Origin of the sequence: Enterococcus haemoperoxidus ATCC BAA-382 (assembly GCF_000407165.1) — a bacterium.
GTDB lineage: Bacteria > Bacillota > Bacilli > Lactobacillales > Enterococcaceae > Enterococcus_L > Enterococcus_L haemoperoxidus.
The window spans coordinates 2,271,349-2,285,461 of record NZ_KE136479.1 but is presented as its reverse complement, the minus strand read 5'-3'; the positions used below and the strand labels follow the sequence as shown (position 1 = coordinate 2,285,461).

14 protein-coding genes are annotated in these 14,113 nt (G+C 36.4%); 12 read left to right on the top strand and 2 right to left on the bottom strand.

Annotated features, from left to right (window positions below; all coding sequences use genetic code 11):
• The first annotated feature begins 306 nt into the window (after positions 1-306).
• Positions 307-2,040, top strand: a complete 1,734-nt coding sequence (locus I583_RS10520; RefSeq protein WP_010760495.1) for a Na/Pi cotransporter family protein — start codon at positions 307-309, stop codon at positions 2,038-2,040.
• A 54-nt stretch (positions 2,041-2,094) separates the two neighbouring features.
• Here I583_RS10520 and I583_RS10515 read toward each other — a convergent pair whose 3' ends face one another.
• A complete protein-coding gene (locus tag I583_RS10515) occupies positions 2,095-2,631 on the bottom strand; it encodes an AAA family ATPase (RefSeq protein ID WP_010760496.1) in 537 nt (178 codons plus the stop codon).
• A 116-nt stretch (positions 2,632-2,747) separates the two neighbouring features.
• Here I583_RS10515 and I583_RS10510 point away from each other — a divergent pair, with 116 nt between their 5' ends.
• From I583_RS10510 to I583_RS10475, 8 genes are all read left to right on the top strand, one after another.
• Positions 2,748-3,680, top strand: coding sequence for an alpha/beta fold hydrolase (locus I583_RS10510; protein WP_010760497.1), 933 nt, complete (start codon positions 2,748-2,750; stop codon positions 3,678-3,680).
• 102 nt (positions 3,681-3,782) lie between these two features.
• A complete protein-coding gene (locus tag I583_RS10505; RefSeq protein ID WP_010760498.1) occupies positions 3,783-4,322 on the top strand; it encodes a 5-formyltetrahydrofolate cyclo-ligase in 540 nt (179 codons plus the stop codon).
• Between the two features lie 9 nt (positions 4,323-4,331).
• A complete protein-coding gene (locus I583_RS10500; RefSeq protein WP_010760499.1) occupies positions 4,332-5,042 on the top strand; it encodes a rhomboid family intramembrane serine protease in 711 nt (236 codons plus the stop codon).
• Positions 5,043-5,227: 185 nt separating this feature from the next.
• Positions 5,228-5,446, top strand: coding sequence for a YqgQ family protein (locus tag I583_RS10495; RefSeq protein WP_010760500.1), 219 nt, complete (start codon positions 5,228-5,230; stop codon positions 5,444-5,446).
• Entirely contained in the window at positions 5,447-6,418 is a 972-nt protein-coding gene (locus tag I583_RS10490; protein ID WP_010760501.1) for an ROK family glucokinase, read from the top strand.
• A gap of 15 nt (positions 6,419-6,433) precedes the next feature.
• Complete coding sequence (locus I583_RS10485; protein WP_010760502.1) at positions 6,434-6,832, top strand: rhodanese-like domain-containing protein; 399 nt, start codon at positions 6,434-6,436, stop codon at positions 6,830-6,832.
• 136 nt (positions 6,833-6,968) lie between these two features.
• The gene (locus I583_RS10480) at positions 6,969-7,325 is read left to right on the top strand and encodes a DUF488 domain-containing protein (RefSeq protein WP_010760503.1); all 357 of its coding nucleotides are present in this window, start codon (positions 6,969-6,971) and stop codon (positions 7,323-7,325) included.
• A gap of 37 nt (positions 7,326-7,362) precedes the next feature.
• Positions 7,363-9,225, top strand: coding sequence for an FAD/NAD(P)-binding protein (locus tag I583_RS10475; RefSeq protein WP_010760504.1), 1,863 nt, complete (start codon positions 7,363-7,365; stop codon positions 9,223-9,225).
• A 543-nt stretch (positions 9,226-9,768) separates the two neighbouring features.
• On the opposite strand, the gene I583_RS16515 is transcribed toward I583_RS10475, so the two are convergent.
• A complete protein-coding gene (locus I583_RS16515; RefSeq protein WP_010760505.1) occupies positions 9,769-9,936 on the bottom strand; it encodes a DUF3042 family protein in 168 nt (55 codons plus the stop codon).
• Positions 9,937-10,180: 244 nt separating this feature from the next.
• Here I583_RS16515 and I583_RS10470 point away from each other — a divergent pair, with 244 nt between their 5' ends.
• The 3 genes from I583_RS10470 to galT all read left to right on the top strand — a co-directional run bounded on the left by I583_RS10470 (position 10,181) and on the right by galT (position 14,112).
• Complete coding sequence (locus I583_RS10470; protein WP_010760506.1) at positions 10,181-11,341, top strand: galactokinase; 1,161 nt, start codon at positions 10,181-10,183, stop codon at positions 11,339-11,341.
• A 64-nt stretch (positions 11,342-11,405) separates the two neighbouring features.
• Positions 11,406-12,392, top strand: coding sequence for a UDP-glucose 4-epimerase GalE (gene galE / locus I583_RS10465; protein ID WP_010760507.1), 987 nt, complete (start codon positions 11,406-11,408; stop codon positions 12,390-12,392).
• A 238-nt stretch (positions 12,393-12,630) separates the two neighbouring features.
• Positions 12,631-14,112, top strand: a complete 1,482-nt coding sequence (gene galT, locus I583_RS10460) for a UDP-glucose--hexose-1-phosphate uridylyltransferase (protein WP_010760508.1) — start codon at positions 12,631-12,633, stop codon at positions 14,110-14,112.
• The last annotated feature ends 1 nt before the right edge of the window (position 14,113 follow it).

The following is a 14,113-nucleotide window of genomic DNA, read 5'->3' as shown; positions in this document are numbered from 1 at the left end:
TCTGATTTAGAGCACGAAACAAAACTGATTTTTAGTTTTGTTTCGTGCTCTCTATTATTTTGAAAAAGTAATGCTTACATTTTATAAATGCTTTTAAAAATGGTTAGTAATGAACTATTTTCAACAAGTTAAATCAGTTATTGTTGTTTGTTTGAATATACGAATTATCAAAGATTATAGTGAGAAATATCAACATTTTATTTACAAGGTGCTTATTTTTTTGTACTCTTAAAAGGAAGTTCTTATTCAATTTTTAAGAATGAGCATCGTAGTAAACTGCATTGGTTTTAATAAGGAGGAAAAAGTGTGTCCTATCAAGAAATGTTATTTCCTTTTCTCGGAGGATTAGGGATTTTTCTATTTGGTATGAAGTATATGGGGGATGGTCTGCAAAAGTCTGCAGGTGATTCATTAAGGGAAATTTTAAACACGTTTACATCTACACCGTTGCGCTCAGTTTTGGCTGGGTTAATCGTTACGGCTATTATTCAAAGTAGTTCAGGTACAACTGTATTGACTGTAGGATTGGTTAGTGTGGGCTTCATGTCTTTACGCCAAGCAATCGGTGTCATCATGGGGGCAAATGTAGGGACAACAGTTACAGCTTTTATTATTGGATTTAATCTAAGCTCCTATTCATTACCGATTATTGGTGTTGGATCGATCCTACTTTTCTTTTCAAAAAGAGAACGAGTGAATAATGTCGGACAAATTTTATTTGGATTTGGTTGTTTATTTTACGGGCTAAAATTAATGGGTGATGGGATGGCTCCATTGAGTGATTTACCACAGTTTGCTGATTTAATGGTAGATGTTTCGCATCATCCGGTGCTAGGTGTTGGAATCGGCACATTGCTTACGATGGTTTTACAGAGTTCTAGTGCAACAATTGGGATTTTACAGCAGCTTTATAGTCAAGGTAGTTTGGCAATTGAGTCTGTATTACCGATTTTGTTTGGGGATAATATAGGAACTACGATCACAGCAGTTATTGCTGCTTTGGGGGTCAGTGTTGCTGCTAAGCGGACAGCAGCGTCTCACGTGATTTTCAATCTAGTAGGAGCAATTATCTTCACAACACTTTTAACGCCGTTTACAGCAGTTGTGGTCCGTATTTCTGATGTGTTACAGCTAAAACCAGCAATGCAGATTGCCGTTGCTCATGGGTTATTCAATATCTCTAATTTGCTGATTCAATTTTGGTTTATTGATAAAATAGAGTTGCTTGTAAGAAAAATCATTCCAGGAAAAGACAAAAGTATTGATTTTAAACCCTCTAATTTAAATGAATCGATCATACAAAGCTCGACTACCTTAGCGTTGAATCAAGCTAAAATCGAGTTATTACAGATGGGGGATTATGTTTTAGGAGCTTTTGAAGCAACGAAAGCATATTATGAAAAACAAGATAGTATCGATAAGGAAAATGCCAATCAGTATGAAACGGCAATCAATGATATGGACAACCGTTTGACAGAATACTTAGTCCAGCTTTCAGCTACAGAATTGACGATTTCTGAAAGTCATGAACAAACTATGATGTTAGAATTGACAAAAGATTTAGAGCGCATTGGCGATCATTGTCGTAATATTATTCAAAATCTTAATGAAGCGATCTATCTTGAAAAAAAACAAAAAGCCAAAGAAAAAAAAGCTGGTAAAGTTTCAGATCGAGACACGTTGATTTTATATGATGAAGATGTGGTAGATTTATTTGAAAAAGTATTGAAGAATATCCGTGATTCATTGATTGTTTTTGAGCATGATGATAAAAAAATGGCAGAGCATATGTTAGCTCGGGAAGAAAAAATCGATCAAATGGTTAAATTACTCCGTAAAAAATACATTTTGATTATGAATAGCGGCAAAGGTCGTGCTGCCGATGGAGTATTGTTTATTGATACGGCCTCTAATTTAGAACGGATGAGCGATCGTACAATCCACATAGCGAAGTATGTTTTAGGTAAACGTTACGGAACCGAAGAAATCACAGTGGAGAACTCGGTGAATCCTGTTATTACAGTACAGCCGCAAGAATAAGAAAGAGCTTTTTATGACCTTTGTTAAAAAACGTGTCATAAAAGGCTTTTTTTGCTATTTTATTACGAACCGCATGATTGTTTGGTAAAGTTCTTCTAAGGACTGATCACTGTTTACTTTTAAAACAGGACTACTAGAATGGTTCATTTGGTAAGTATGTTCCGCAAATGTTCCAATTTTGGATGGATCGTTAGCAGTATAATATGTTTTACACCAATCTAAAAAGTCATTAGTTTGATTTCCGTGCATGTCTAACCACAAAGAAGATTCACCAGTCCTCTCTATCTCTCGTTGTCTTAGGCGTTGGAATCGTAGTTTGTCATCCAAAGTGAGAAAAACCAATAAATCTCGATCGTTAAAGCCAGTAGGATTCCATGCAAATACAGAGCCAGAAACAACAAATCGATTGTATTTTTCCCGATCGTTGGCGTACATTTTTAGTCGCTGATCGATTGGATAATTTTCTGAAAAGGTCTCGTCTTTCCAAATATAACAATCAGTATCGATCCACTTCACTTTTTCTTTTTCGGCTATATAATTTTCTAAGGTACTTTTCCCTGTCCCAGATGCTCCGATAATTTGAATTTTCATTTTTCTCCTCCAGTTCTTTCATAAAAGGAACAATAATAAAAAATTGAACATTTGACTATTTCATTTACGTAAGAATACTTTATAATAAAAACTATCAATTGAGAAGAGGGAAGAATATGAAGCACAATACTTTTTTGTCATCGGATCAAAAAACAACGAGTCATTTTATCTGCTGGGAGCCTGAACGTAAGGCAATCGGAACTTTCCAGATTATTCATGGAATGGCGGAATATATTGAACGTTATCATGATTTTGCCAAGTATCTAAATGATTTAGGCTTTATTGTTGTAGGTCATGATCATTTAGGGCACGGTGAATCTGTTACAGAAGATGAACCAAAACATGGGTATTTCGGCAAAGGAGAGTCAGTTAGCTTTGTACTAGAAGATATTCATCAGGTCAAAGAATGGATTGGGAAAAATTATCCAGACTTACCGCATTTTATGTTGGGACATAGTATGGGTTCATTTGCTTTACGTAATTATTTACAATTATATAGATCGGAAATCAGTGGTGCTATTTTTATGGGAACGGGTAAAAATGCTGCAATGCTCCCATTAGCTCTTTCTTTAACTAAAGGATTAAATTTAGCGGCGCCAGAAAAACAAAATAAATGGCTGGATCATATGGCCTTTGGTTCTTTTAGCAAACAATTTCCAGAAACAGGTAGTTTTAATTGGCTAAGTAAAAATCAAGATAATGTAAGGGAATATGAAGAGGATCCATTAACTGGTTTTACTTTCACGAATAATGGTTTTTATACGTTATTCCGTTTAGTTGATGGAGCGAATCGCGATGGTTGGGCACAGAATATCGATCAGGATTTACCAATCTTGGTTATCAGCGGTGAACAAGATCCAGTAGGAGATTTTGGTAAAGGGCCTAGAAAGGTCGCGAAAGAATTGGATGAGGCTGGAATCAAGGATGTTTCACTTGTTTTATTTGCAGAACTGCGCCATGAAATTTTATTGGAAAATGAAAAAAAAGAAGTCTATAAAGCAATCGGTGCTTGGTTACAAAAAAGACTTGATTCTGATACAAAAGACTAGAAATCTGTTTGCTATTTAGTGGTTTTTTCTATAAACTACAAGGTAAGGTTAAAAAGGTATTTAAGTGAAAATCAAAGCGATTTATTGTGTGGAGGGATGCATGTGGAAAAAGCACGGTTAAGGAAACTAGGTTTAACAAACTTAAAATGGCTTTATGAGCATCCACTATTAAAAAAGCAAAAAGAACAAGCTATTAGTCAAGCTTTGTTCAATGATCCTTATTGGAAAAAGGCAAAAACGATCGCAATCACTAAACCACTAGACTTTGAATTTGATACGCATATTTTGCTTGATAAAGGTTTGTTGGAAGAAAAACAAGTGTTGATGCCGATCACTGGCAGTGATCGGCAGCTGACGTTTCACTCTGTAACGTCTGAAACTAAATTTGAAAAGACCGCATTTGGTGTGGCTGAGCCGGTGGCAGCACCAGTTGTAGCTGCTGAAAAAATCGATTTATTAGTTGTACCGGGGATTGTGTTTACGCATGAAGGGTTTCGAATTGGTTTTGGTGGAGGTTTTTATGATCGTTTTCTTCAAAATTATCATGGTGAAACGTGCAGTTTGGTATTCAGTGAACAAATTCAGGAAAATTGGCAGCCAGAATCTTTCGATTTACCTGTAAAACGATTATTTATCAGCTAGGAGGACCGTATGAATTATCAAACACAAATGAAAATAAAAAGAATATTGAAACAACCGTTAGTGACATATCTGTTACTTGGAATCACGACGATTGTGTTTCTAGGGATGGAACTGACTGGTGGGTCAGAAAACGGGCAGGTTTTGGTTAACTGGGGAGCGATGTCACGAGGCGAGATTCTTTATTTACATGAATATTGGCGCTTTTTTACTCCGATGTTTTTGCATATCGGTTGGTTGCATTTTGTGGTAAATATGGTGACATTGTATTATGTAGGATCACAAGTTGAGAGTGTTTATGGTCACTGGCGTTATCTTCTTATCTATTTACTGAGTGGTGTAGCTGGAAATATTATTAGTTTTACTTTTGGTTCCCCAAACAGTATTTCAGCGGGTGCAAGTACATCTCTATTTGGTTTATTTGGCGCCTTTATTATCTTAGGTCGTCATTTTAGAAATAATCCGGCGATCTCATTTATGGTTCAGCGTTATGCAACGTTTATTGGTATCAACTTGATTTTTAATTTATTTAGCAGTTCAGTTGATATCATGGGCCATATCGGTGGCTTGATTGGAGGGCTTTTAGTAGCATCTGCTTTAGCTGTACCGGATCGTTCAGAAGAGTTCAATATCCACGAACGAATCATAGCTGGAATCATTTTCGTATTTTTGTTAGGTGTTTGCCTAGTCTTGGGTTTTAAAAAATTCGGTTTACTTGTATAATAAGGAAGTGAGTGAAGCAATGCTTCACTCACTCTAATCTGGATAAACGGTGAGAAAAATGCAACTCCTTCGGAAATAAGAAGAAATTCATAAAAATTTGAAAAGCAATTTCTATGAATTTTTTCTTATTTCTCGGAGTTAGACGCTTTTTTCTCAGCCTCTCGTATAATAAGGAAGTGCATTTAATGGAAACGCTATATGATGTGCAGCAGTTATTTAAACAGTTCGGTATTTACATTTATGTAGGTGCTAGAATTTATGATATCGAGTTGATGATGATCGAATTGAAAAATATTTATGAAGGTCACTTAATTGATCGAGACACTTACCTCCATGCGAGAAGTGTTTTGCAACGAGAACATCGAATTGAAGAAAGCAGAGCAACTGAGAAAGGAACCGAGTAAATGGATAAGAAATTGATTGGGATTGATTTAGGCGGAACAACGATTAAGTTTGCGATTTTAACAACTAACGGAGATATTCAGCAAAAATGGAGTATTGAAACCAATATTCTGGATGAAGGCCGTCATATCGTACCGGATATCATCGAATCAATCAATCACCGAATCTCTCTTTATGAGATGAAACATGAAGATTTTATCGGGATCGGCATGGGCACTCCAGGTAGTGTCGATATTAAAAAAGGGACTGTAGTCGGGGCTTATAATCTTAACTGGACGAAAAAACAAAATGTAAAAGCGCAAATCGAAGAAGCAACAGGTATTCCTTTTGTTTTAGATAATGATGCCAATGTGGCCGCTTTAGGTGAACGTTGGAAAGGCGCTGGTGAAAACAATCCAGATGTTGTTTTCATCACACTTGGTACAGGCGTTGGCGGTGGTATTATTGCAGAGGGCAATTTATTACACGGTGTTAACGGCTGTGCTGGTGAAATTGGTCATGTAACAGTTGATCCTGGTGGATTTGAATGTACTTGTGGTAAACGGGGGTGTCTAGAAACTGTTTCCAGTGCAACAGGAGTTGTTCGGGTTGCTCGACATATGTCAGAAGAATATGCAGGTGATTCTAAGCTAAAACAAGCGATCGATGATGGCCAAGATGTTTCAAGTAAAGATGTCTTTGACTATGCCAAAGCAGATGATCCATTTGCTTTGATGGTAGTGGATCGCGTGTGTTATTTCTTAGGACTTGCAATCGGTAATGTAGGAAATACTTTGAATCCGTCTAGCGTGGTAATTGGCGGCGGAGTTTCTGCTGCTGGTGAGTTTTTACGTAGTCGTGTTCAAACCTATTTTGAAGAATTTACTTTCCCAGAAGTTCGTACTAGCACGCAAGTCAAACTTGCTGAGTTAGGCAATGAAGCAGGCGTTATCGGTGCTGCCTCACTTGCATTACAATTCATGGAGAAAGAGTAAGAAAGGGATTTTAGAATGAACGTTTTATGGATTATCAACGGTGTTTTATTAACAATTTTATTAGCAATGGGGATCAATGAGCTATACCTTAGAATCATGGCAAAACGCTCTGCCAAAACGATTACAGAAGAAGAATTTAAAGAAGGTATGAGAAAAGCGCAAATCATTGATGTTCGTGAAAAAGACTCATTCGATGCAGGCCATATTCTTGGTGCGCGCAGCATGCCTTATACAACGATCAAAACAACGTTGAATTCAATTCGTAAGGATCAACCTGTCTATATTTATGATCAAAAAAAATCATTAAGTATTCGTACAGCAAATCAATTGCGTAAAAATGGCTATAAAGATCTTTATATTTTAAAGGGCGGCTATGAAGGCTGGACTGGCAAAACGAAAAAGAAAAATGCTTAATCAATAAAGCACAGAGAGAAACGACGGTTCGAAAGATGGACAACGTTTACTTCTCTGTGTTTTTTGTTTCTGAATAAAAATCGTAAATCGTTTCTTTTTTTATCAATTAGGATAAAATAAAGAGGAGGTGACAAACATGATTCAAACTAAAAGAGCATATGAAAATGTAAGTCCTGATGATGGTTTTCGTGTATTAGTCGATCGCATATGGCCTAGAGGAATGTCAAAAGAAAAAGAACAGTTGAATGTATGGCTTAAAGACATTGCGCCAAGTAATGAGCTCAGAAAGTGGTTTAATCATGAACCAGATAAATTTCCTCTATTCAAAGAACAATATCTGACTGAATTACAATCGGGTGAAACACTTGTTGCATTTCAAGAACTTTTAAAAATTATAAAAGAGTATCCTGTGATTACGCTGATTTATAGTGCAAAGGATGAAGTGCATAATAATGCGAGAGTATTAAAAGAAGTTTTAGAAAAAAATGAGTAAAATTAACTCAAGAAAATAGGTAAAAAGGGGGAAGAAAATGAAAATCGCGATTGTTGGCGGTGGTCCTCGCGGGCTTTCTGTTTTAGAGAGAATTGTTGAGTGGTCAAGAGATGAACAGGTGATTCAAATTACAATGTTCGATCCTTATGGACCAGGAGGTAAAGTCTGGCGAGAAGACCAGCCATTATCTTTGTTAATGAATTCAGTTGCTTCCCACGTCACTTTATTTACAGATGAAACGTTAAGTACGAAAGGTCCTATAGCAAAGGGGCCCAATTTATATGAATGGGCACAAGGAGAAGCTATCGCTTTTATCAAGAAACACAATTTTGAAAATAGGGTGGCATTGTTGGAAGAGTGCGAAAACTTAGGGCCAAATGATCACTGTTCCCGAGTCTTTTATGGGTTATATCAAAAATGGTTCTATGAATATATTCAGATGAGAATGACTGAACAGACATCGGTAAAATTCTTTAAAGATACGGTTCGAGCTGTAAAAATGCAGGATGAAAATTTTTTAGTTTATACCAAAGCAGTAGAGACAACGGTGGATAAAGTTATCTTAGCATTAGGGCATCAAGAAAATGAACTAACTGGAAACGAAAAAGAGTTAGCTCATTATGCTAGTGAGCATCGCTTATTTTACTCCTCTCCTAAAAATGCAGCAGATGCTTATCTTGAAGCAATCACAGAGAATACATCAGTTTTAATCAGAGGATTAGGGTTGGTTTTTTTCGACTATCTTAACTTGCTAACGAGCGAACGCGGAGGCATATTTAAAGAGCAAAACGGAGAACTTATTTACTATCCTTCTGGAAAAGAACCTAAAATTATTGCAGGATCAGGTAGAGGCATTCCTTACCATGCTAGAGGTGTAAATCAGAAAGGGTATGGCGAAGAATATCAGCCGCGTTTTCTAAAAGAAAAAAGTTTGAATAAGTTTAAAAGAAAAGGCAATTTTTCGGCTGAGCAATTTTTTGAACTATTAAAAAAAGAAGTAGAATTTGCTTATTATTCAGCGCTGGTCGCTACTAATTATCCCAAAGTAAATCAGACTCGTTTCAATGAGGAATTTATCCGAACAAAAGGTGCTGACTCAGTCTTGGCAAAATATGGTATTCTTCAAAAAGACTTTTGGGACTGGTCGGCGCTGCAACATCCAGATCAGAGCGTGGAAGCAGTAGATTCTTTTCAGAAATTTATTAGCGATTATTTGCATTGGGATTTTGAACAGGCAAAAAAAGGCACAATCTTAGGACCTTTTGCAGCGGCATTAGATAGTTTGAAAGATTTGCGAGATGAAGTTCGTTTTATGATGGATCATGAATTATTTACAAATGATGAGTATAAAAAATGGCTGTGGGATTGGTTCACTCCGCTGAATGCCTTTTTATCAATCGGTCCTCCTTTAGAAAGAATAGCAGAGTTGAAAGCGTTGATTAAAGCCGGAATCGTAACGCTTCTTAGCCCTGAAATGGAAATAGCAACAGATGCAGGTTGGTTTATTGGTTCTTCTCGAAAAGACCCGATTCAAAAATATAAAACTCATTTTTTAATTGAAGCAAGATTACCGAAAACGGCAAATCAATTCAGTTTAAATCCATTAGTACAGCAACTTTTAAGAGATGAAACGGCCTGTTTACATCAATTGAACTTAGCCTCAGGTGAAATCTATCAGACGGGTGCACTTTTAGTAGAACGACAAACGAATCAAATACAGTCAAAAACAGGTGAAGTTATTAGTGGATTATTTTGTTATGGTATTCCAACAGAAGGAATTCATTGGTTAACAGCAGCTACTTCTCGACCTGGAACTGATCCATGGAATCTAAGGGAAGCAGATGTGATTGCCCAAACTATTTTTGAAGGTAAACTAAAAACAAAAGAGAACAACAAATGAACTGTTGTTTCTCTTTTGTTTTTTTAATTAGAGTTAGAGAGTTTATGCCGCTTTTCATGATCTAGCTACACAAACCAACTCTTCGGAAAAAAGATAAATCCTGATCGTGATAAAAAGCATCACAAACAGGATTTCCTATTTTTCTGTCAGAGTTAAGCGGGTTTGTTGCGCTTTTCATGATCTAGCTATACAAACCAACTCTTCGGAAAAAAGATAAATCCTGATCGTGATAAAAAGCATCACAAACAGGATTTCCTATTTTTCTGTCAGAGTTAAGCGGGTTTGTTCCGCTTTTCGTATGATCTAGCTACACAAACCAACTCTTCGGAAAAAAGATAAATCCTGATCGTGATAAAAAGCATCACAAACAGGATTTCCTATTTTTCTGTCAGAGTTAAGCGGGATTGTTGCGCTTTTCGTATGATCTAGCTATACAAACCAACTCTTCGGAAAAAAGATAAATCCTGATCGTGATAAAAAGCATCACAAACAGGATTTCCTATTTTTCTGTTAGAGTTAAGCGGGTTTGTTCCACTTTTCGTATTATCGAGAAATACGTTTACGCATTGCTTTTTTACGGTTTTCCTCAATCATATCTTCTTTTTCTTCGATTGGATCAAGAACAGTTTTTTTGATAGTAGCTGCAAATCCGACAACAGCAGCGCAAGTTACGGCTGTTCCCACAAGCATTCCTGAAATAAATTTTTTCATATACATTCTCCTCTCAGTTATTTAGACACTTCCATTATGTACTAAAGTAAGAAAAAAATCCAATAGATTGTAGTAAAAGTATAGCAAGTTCAATTAGTTATGTCAGAAAAGTAGAATTTTCCTTTTTTCTAAGATATTATCAGGAAAGGTTATAAAGGAATGTAATCGTTTTACAAAAAAAGTTGTAAATTTTTAGTAAATGTTTTATAATTAATTTACTAAAATGAAGCAAGAGGTGATAAACGTGGAAAACGAATTGAAAGAACGATTTCATTCCGTATTTGGAACAGAGTCAAAAGAAATCTATTTTGCTCCTGGAAGAATCAATTTGATTGGAGAACACACTGATTATAATGGTGGTCATGTTTTTCCAGCAGCCATTACGATTGGAACGTACGGGGTAGCTAGAAAACGTGAAGATCAAACGTTTCGTCTTTATTCAGAAAATTTTTCAGAATTAGGAATTATTGAACTTTCTTTAAATGATTTAGCATATAAAAAAGAAGATGCGTGGGCGAATTATCCTAAAGGTATGATCCATTACCTGATCGAACAGGGCTATGCAATCAATCAAGGGTTGGACATTCTTTTTTATGGCACGATCCCAAATGGAGCAGGACTTTCTTCCTCAGCTTCAATCGAATTATTAATTGGAGTTATTTTAAATAATCAATTTGCTTTAAACGTTAAAATGCTAGACTTGGTGGTCACTGGTAAGCGTGTAGAAAATCAATTTATTGGGGTAAATTCAGGGATCATGGATCAGTTTGCGATCGGTATGGGGAAGCGAGATCATGCAATTTTATTAGATACAAATACACTCGATTTCGAATTGGTACCAGCAGAATTTGGCGAGTATGCGATTGCAATCATGAATACAAACAAACGTAGAGAACTAGCGGATTCAAAATATAACGAACGTCGAGCAGAATGTGAATTGGCTTTGAGCCGTTTACAAAGTGTTTTACCGGTTGAATCTTTGGGAGAATTAACAGTAGAACGATTTGAGCAAAATAAAGAAGTCATTGCAGATGAATGTTTGATTAAACGAGCAAAACACGCTGTCACTGAAAATCAGCGAACAATTAAAGCAAAAAAATTCCTTGCAGAAAATGATTTATCAAGTTTTGGTCAATTGTTGAATGATTCACATGCCTCTTTAAAAGATGATTATGAAGTAACTGGAATTGAACTGGATACATTAGTAGAGGAAGCACAGAAATTCCCAGGTGTCTTAGGGGCCCGAATGACAGGCGCCGGATTTGGCGGTTGTGCAATTGCTTTAGTCAAAGAAACAGAGATGGATTATTTTATTAAACAAGTAGGACAAACCTATCAAGAAAAAATTGGCTATCCGGCAGATTTTTATATTGCAAATGTTGATGATGGAGCAAGAAAGCTGTAGAATAAAGAATACGTTAAAAAAATAGATTTTAATTTCTAATACATTCAGATAAGGAGGCAGTAACATGTCTATTTTAGTTTTAGGTGGAGCTGGCTACATCGGATCTCATGCAGTAGATCAATTAGTCAATAAAGGGTATGAGGTAATTGTTGTTGATAATCTTCAGACGGGTCATAAACAATCAATTCATAAAAAAGCTCAATTTTATCAAGGTGATATTCGAGATAAAGTGTTTATGCAGGATGTGTTCAAAAATGAAAAGATCGATGGTGTGATTCATTTTTCTGCAAGTTCACTAGTTGGTGAATCGGTAGAAAAACCATTGATGTATTTCAATAACAATGTCTACGGAACCCAAATCCTATTGGAAGTAATGGAGGAGTTCGGCGTTAAACATATTGTCTTCTCTTCAACGGCTGCTACCTACGGAGAGCCTAAAGAGATGCCAATCGTAGAAACGATGCCCACAAATCCAGAAAATCCGTATGGCGAAAGCAAATTAATGATGGAAAAAATGATGAAATGGTGTGACGAAGCTTATGGTATGCGTTATGTTGCATTACGTTATTTCAATGTTGCTGGGGCTAAATCAGATGCCTCTATTGGTGAAGATCATGATCCAGAAACTCATTTGATCCCCATCATTTTGCAAACAGCTTTAGGACAAAGAGCGTATTTAGGAATTTATGGTGATGATTATGATACACCAGATGGCACTTGTATTCGTGACTATGTTTATATTGAAGACTTGATTGCGGCTCATATTGCGGCGTTGGAGTATTTACAAAAAGGCAACGAAAGCAATATTTTCAATCTAGGCAGTAATACTGGCTATTCGGTTAAAGAAATGCTTGAAGCAGCTAGAGAAGTGACTGGAAAAGAAATTCCGGCCAAAGTATTACCTCGTCGTTTAGGCGATCCAAGTAAACTGGTAGCCTCAAGTGAAAAAGCCAAAACAATTTTGGGTTGGCAGCCTCAAGTCACAGATATCAAACAGATTATCAAAACGGCTTGGGATTGGCATGTCAGTCATCCAAAAGGATATGAATAAGTAATTTTGTTATAGTATAAGGTGAAGCAAAGCGGAACGTTGTTACCACGCATTATCTAGCTTCAAGAGCTAGCCTTTTGGGGAAAAGATAAAAAATAAATGAGCCAAAGAGAGTCTCAGTTATTTTTTATCTTTTTCCTGTCAAGGCTGAATGAGCTTTTTCAGCTTTTAAACTTATCTAGCTTCGCAGGCTAGCTCCGAATGAGCCTGTTCAGCTTTTAAACTAGGAGGAAATGTTGTGTCTATTAGTCAAACTATTACTGATTTTGTAACCTTAGCGATTCAAGCTGGTGGTTGGATGGAGTTGGATCGTCTTTATTTACAAAATCGTGTACTTGCAATGATCGGTGAAGAATCATTAGAGTCCATTTCTCCAACAGTCGTAAAAAAGACATCCTTAGAATTGTTGGATGAATTAGTGGCTCAAGCAGTAGCAAATGGTACGGTTAAAGAAGAAGCAATGGATTTAGAGATTTTTGAAGCACAGTTGATGGATTTTCTCACACCTCCACCTTCAGTGGTGAACGCTCTTTTTGCGCAACATTATGAAAAAGATCCAGCTGATGCGACTGATTATTTCTTTAAATTAAGTCAAGAAAATGATTACATCAAAACTCGAGCAATTGCTAAAAATATTGTTTTCCCAGCAGAAACAGAATATGGCCAGCTTGAGATTACGATCAATTTATCAAGACCCGAAAAAGATCCTAAACAAATTGCTGCTGAACGTCAAGCAGCACAGGTGGATTATCCTAAATGTGTCTTGTGCATGGAAAACGAAGGCTACAAAGGACGTACTAATTATCCAGCTAGGACCAATCACCGAATTATTCGGATGAACTTAGATGGAGAGAGCTGGGGCTTTCAGTATTCACCATATGCTTACTACAATGAACACTCGATTATTTTGTCTGAAGAACATTGTCCAATGGTTATTTCAAAAGAAACATTTCGTCGCTTGATTAGAATTGTTGAAGTATTACCTCACTATTTTGTTGGTTCTAATGCGGATCTACCAATTGTAGGTGGTTCGATTTTAACCCATGATCATTATCAAGCTGGACGACATGTTTTCCCAATGGAGAAAGCAGAAATCGAACAATATTTTGAGTTGAGCGATTTTCCTCTAATGAATGCAGGAATTGTCAAGTGGCCAATGTCTGTGATTCGTTTGCAAAGCCCAAATTCAGAAGACCTCGTTGAAGCGGCATCGTTGATTCTAGAAAAGTGGCGTAATTATTCTGATGAAGACGTATCAATTCGAGCTTTTTCAGAAGATGGAACTCCTCATCATACTATTACGCCGATTGCTCGTCGCAAAGGACAGTTATTTGAACTGGATTTAGTTTTACGTGATAACAATGTCTCTACAGAATACCCAGACGGAATTTTTCATCCTCATAAAGCAGTTCAGCATATTAAAAAGGAAAATATTGGTTTGATCGAAGTGATGGGCTTAGCAGTATTGCCCCCACGACTAGGTAGTGAATTGGAAGAAGTAGAAAAATATGTTTTAGAAAAAGAAAATCAGATTGCAGATTACCATAAAAAATGGGCAGATCAGATGAAAGAAATCTATTCTTTTAATAAAAAAAATGCAAAAGAACTTATTCAAAAGGAAGTAGGACAAATTTTTGCTCAAGTTTTAGCTGATGCTGGGGTTTATAAGCGAACACCAGAAGGACAAGCAGCCTTTAAACGATTTATTGACAGTTTATAAA

Excerpts from the sequence above, each read along its gene's own strand:
- I583_RS10485 (WP_010760502.1), top strand. The coding sequence starts at position 6,434 with ATGAACGTTTTATGGATTATCAACGGTGTTTTATTAACAATTTTATTA.
- galE (WP_010760507.1), top strand. The coding sequence starts at position 11,406 with ATGTCTATTTTAGTTTTAGGTGGAGCTGGCTACATCGGATCTCATGCA.
- I583_RS10490 (WP_010760501.1), top strand. The coding sequence starts at position 5,447 with ATGGATAAGAAATTGATTGGGATTGATTTAGGCGGAACAACGATTAAG.
- I583_RS10480 (WP_010760503.1), top strand. The coding sequence starts at position 6,969 with ATGATTCAAACTAAAAGAGCATATGAAAATGTAAGTCCTGATGATGGT.
- I583_RS10475 (WP_010760504.1), top strand. The coding sequence starts at position 7,363 with ATGAAAATCGCGATTGTTGGCGGTGGTCCTCGCGGGCTTTCTGTTTTA.
- I583_RS10495 (WP_010760500.1), top strand. The coding sequence starts at position 5,228 with ATGGAAACGCTATATGATGTGCAGCAGTTATTTAAACAGTTCGGTATT.
- I583_RS10510 (WP_010760497.1), top strand. The coding sequence starts at position 2,748 with ATGAAGCACAATACTTTTTTGTCATCGGATCAAAAAACAACGAGTCAT.
- I583_RS16515 (WP_010760505.1), bottom strand. The coding sequence starts at position 9,936 with ATGAAAAAATTTATTTCAGGAATGCTTGTGGGAACAGCCGTAACTTGC.
- I583_RS10500 (WP_010760499.1), top strand. The coding sequence starts at position 4,332 with ATGAATTATCAAACACAAATGAAAATAAAAAGAATATTGAAACAACCG.
- I583_RS10515 (WP_010760496.1), bottom strand. The coding sequence starts at position 2,631 with ATGAAAATTCAAATTATCGGAGCATCTGGGACAGGGAAAAGTACCTTA.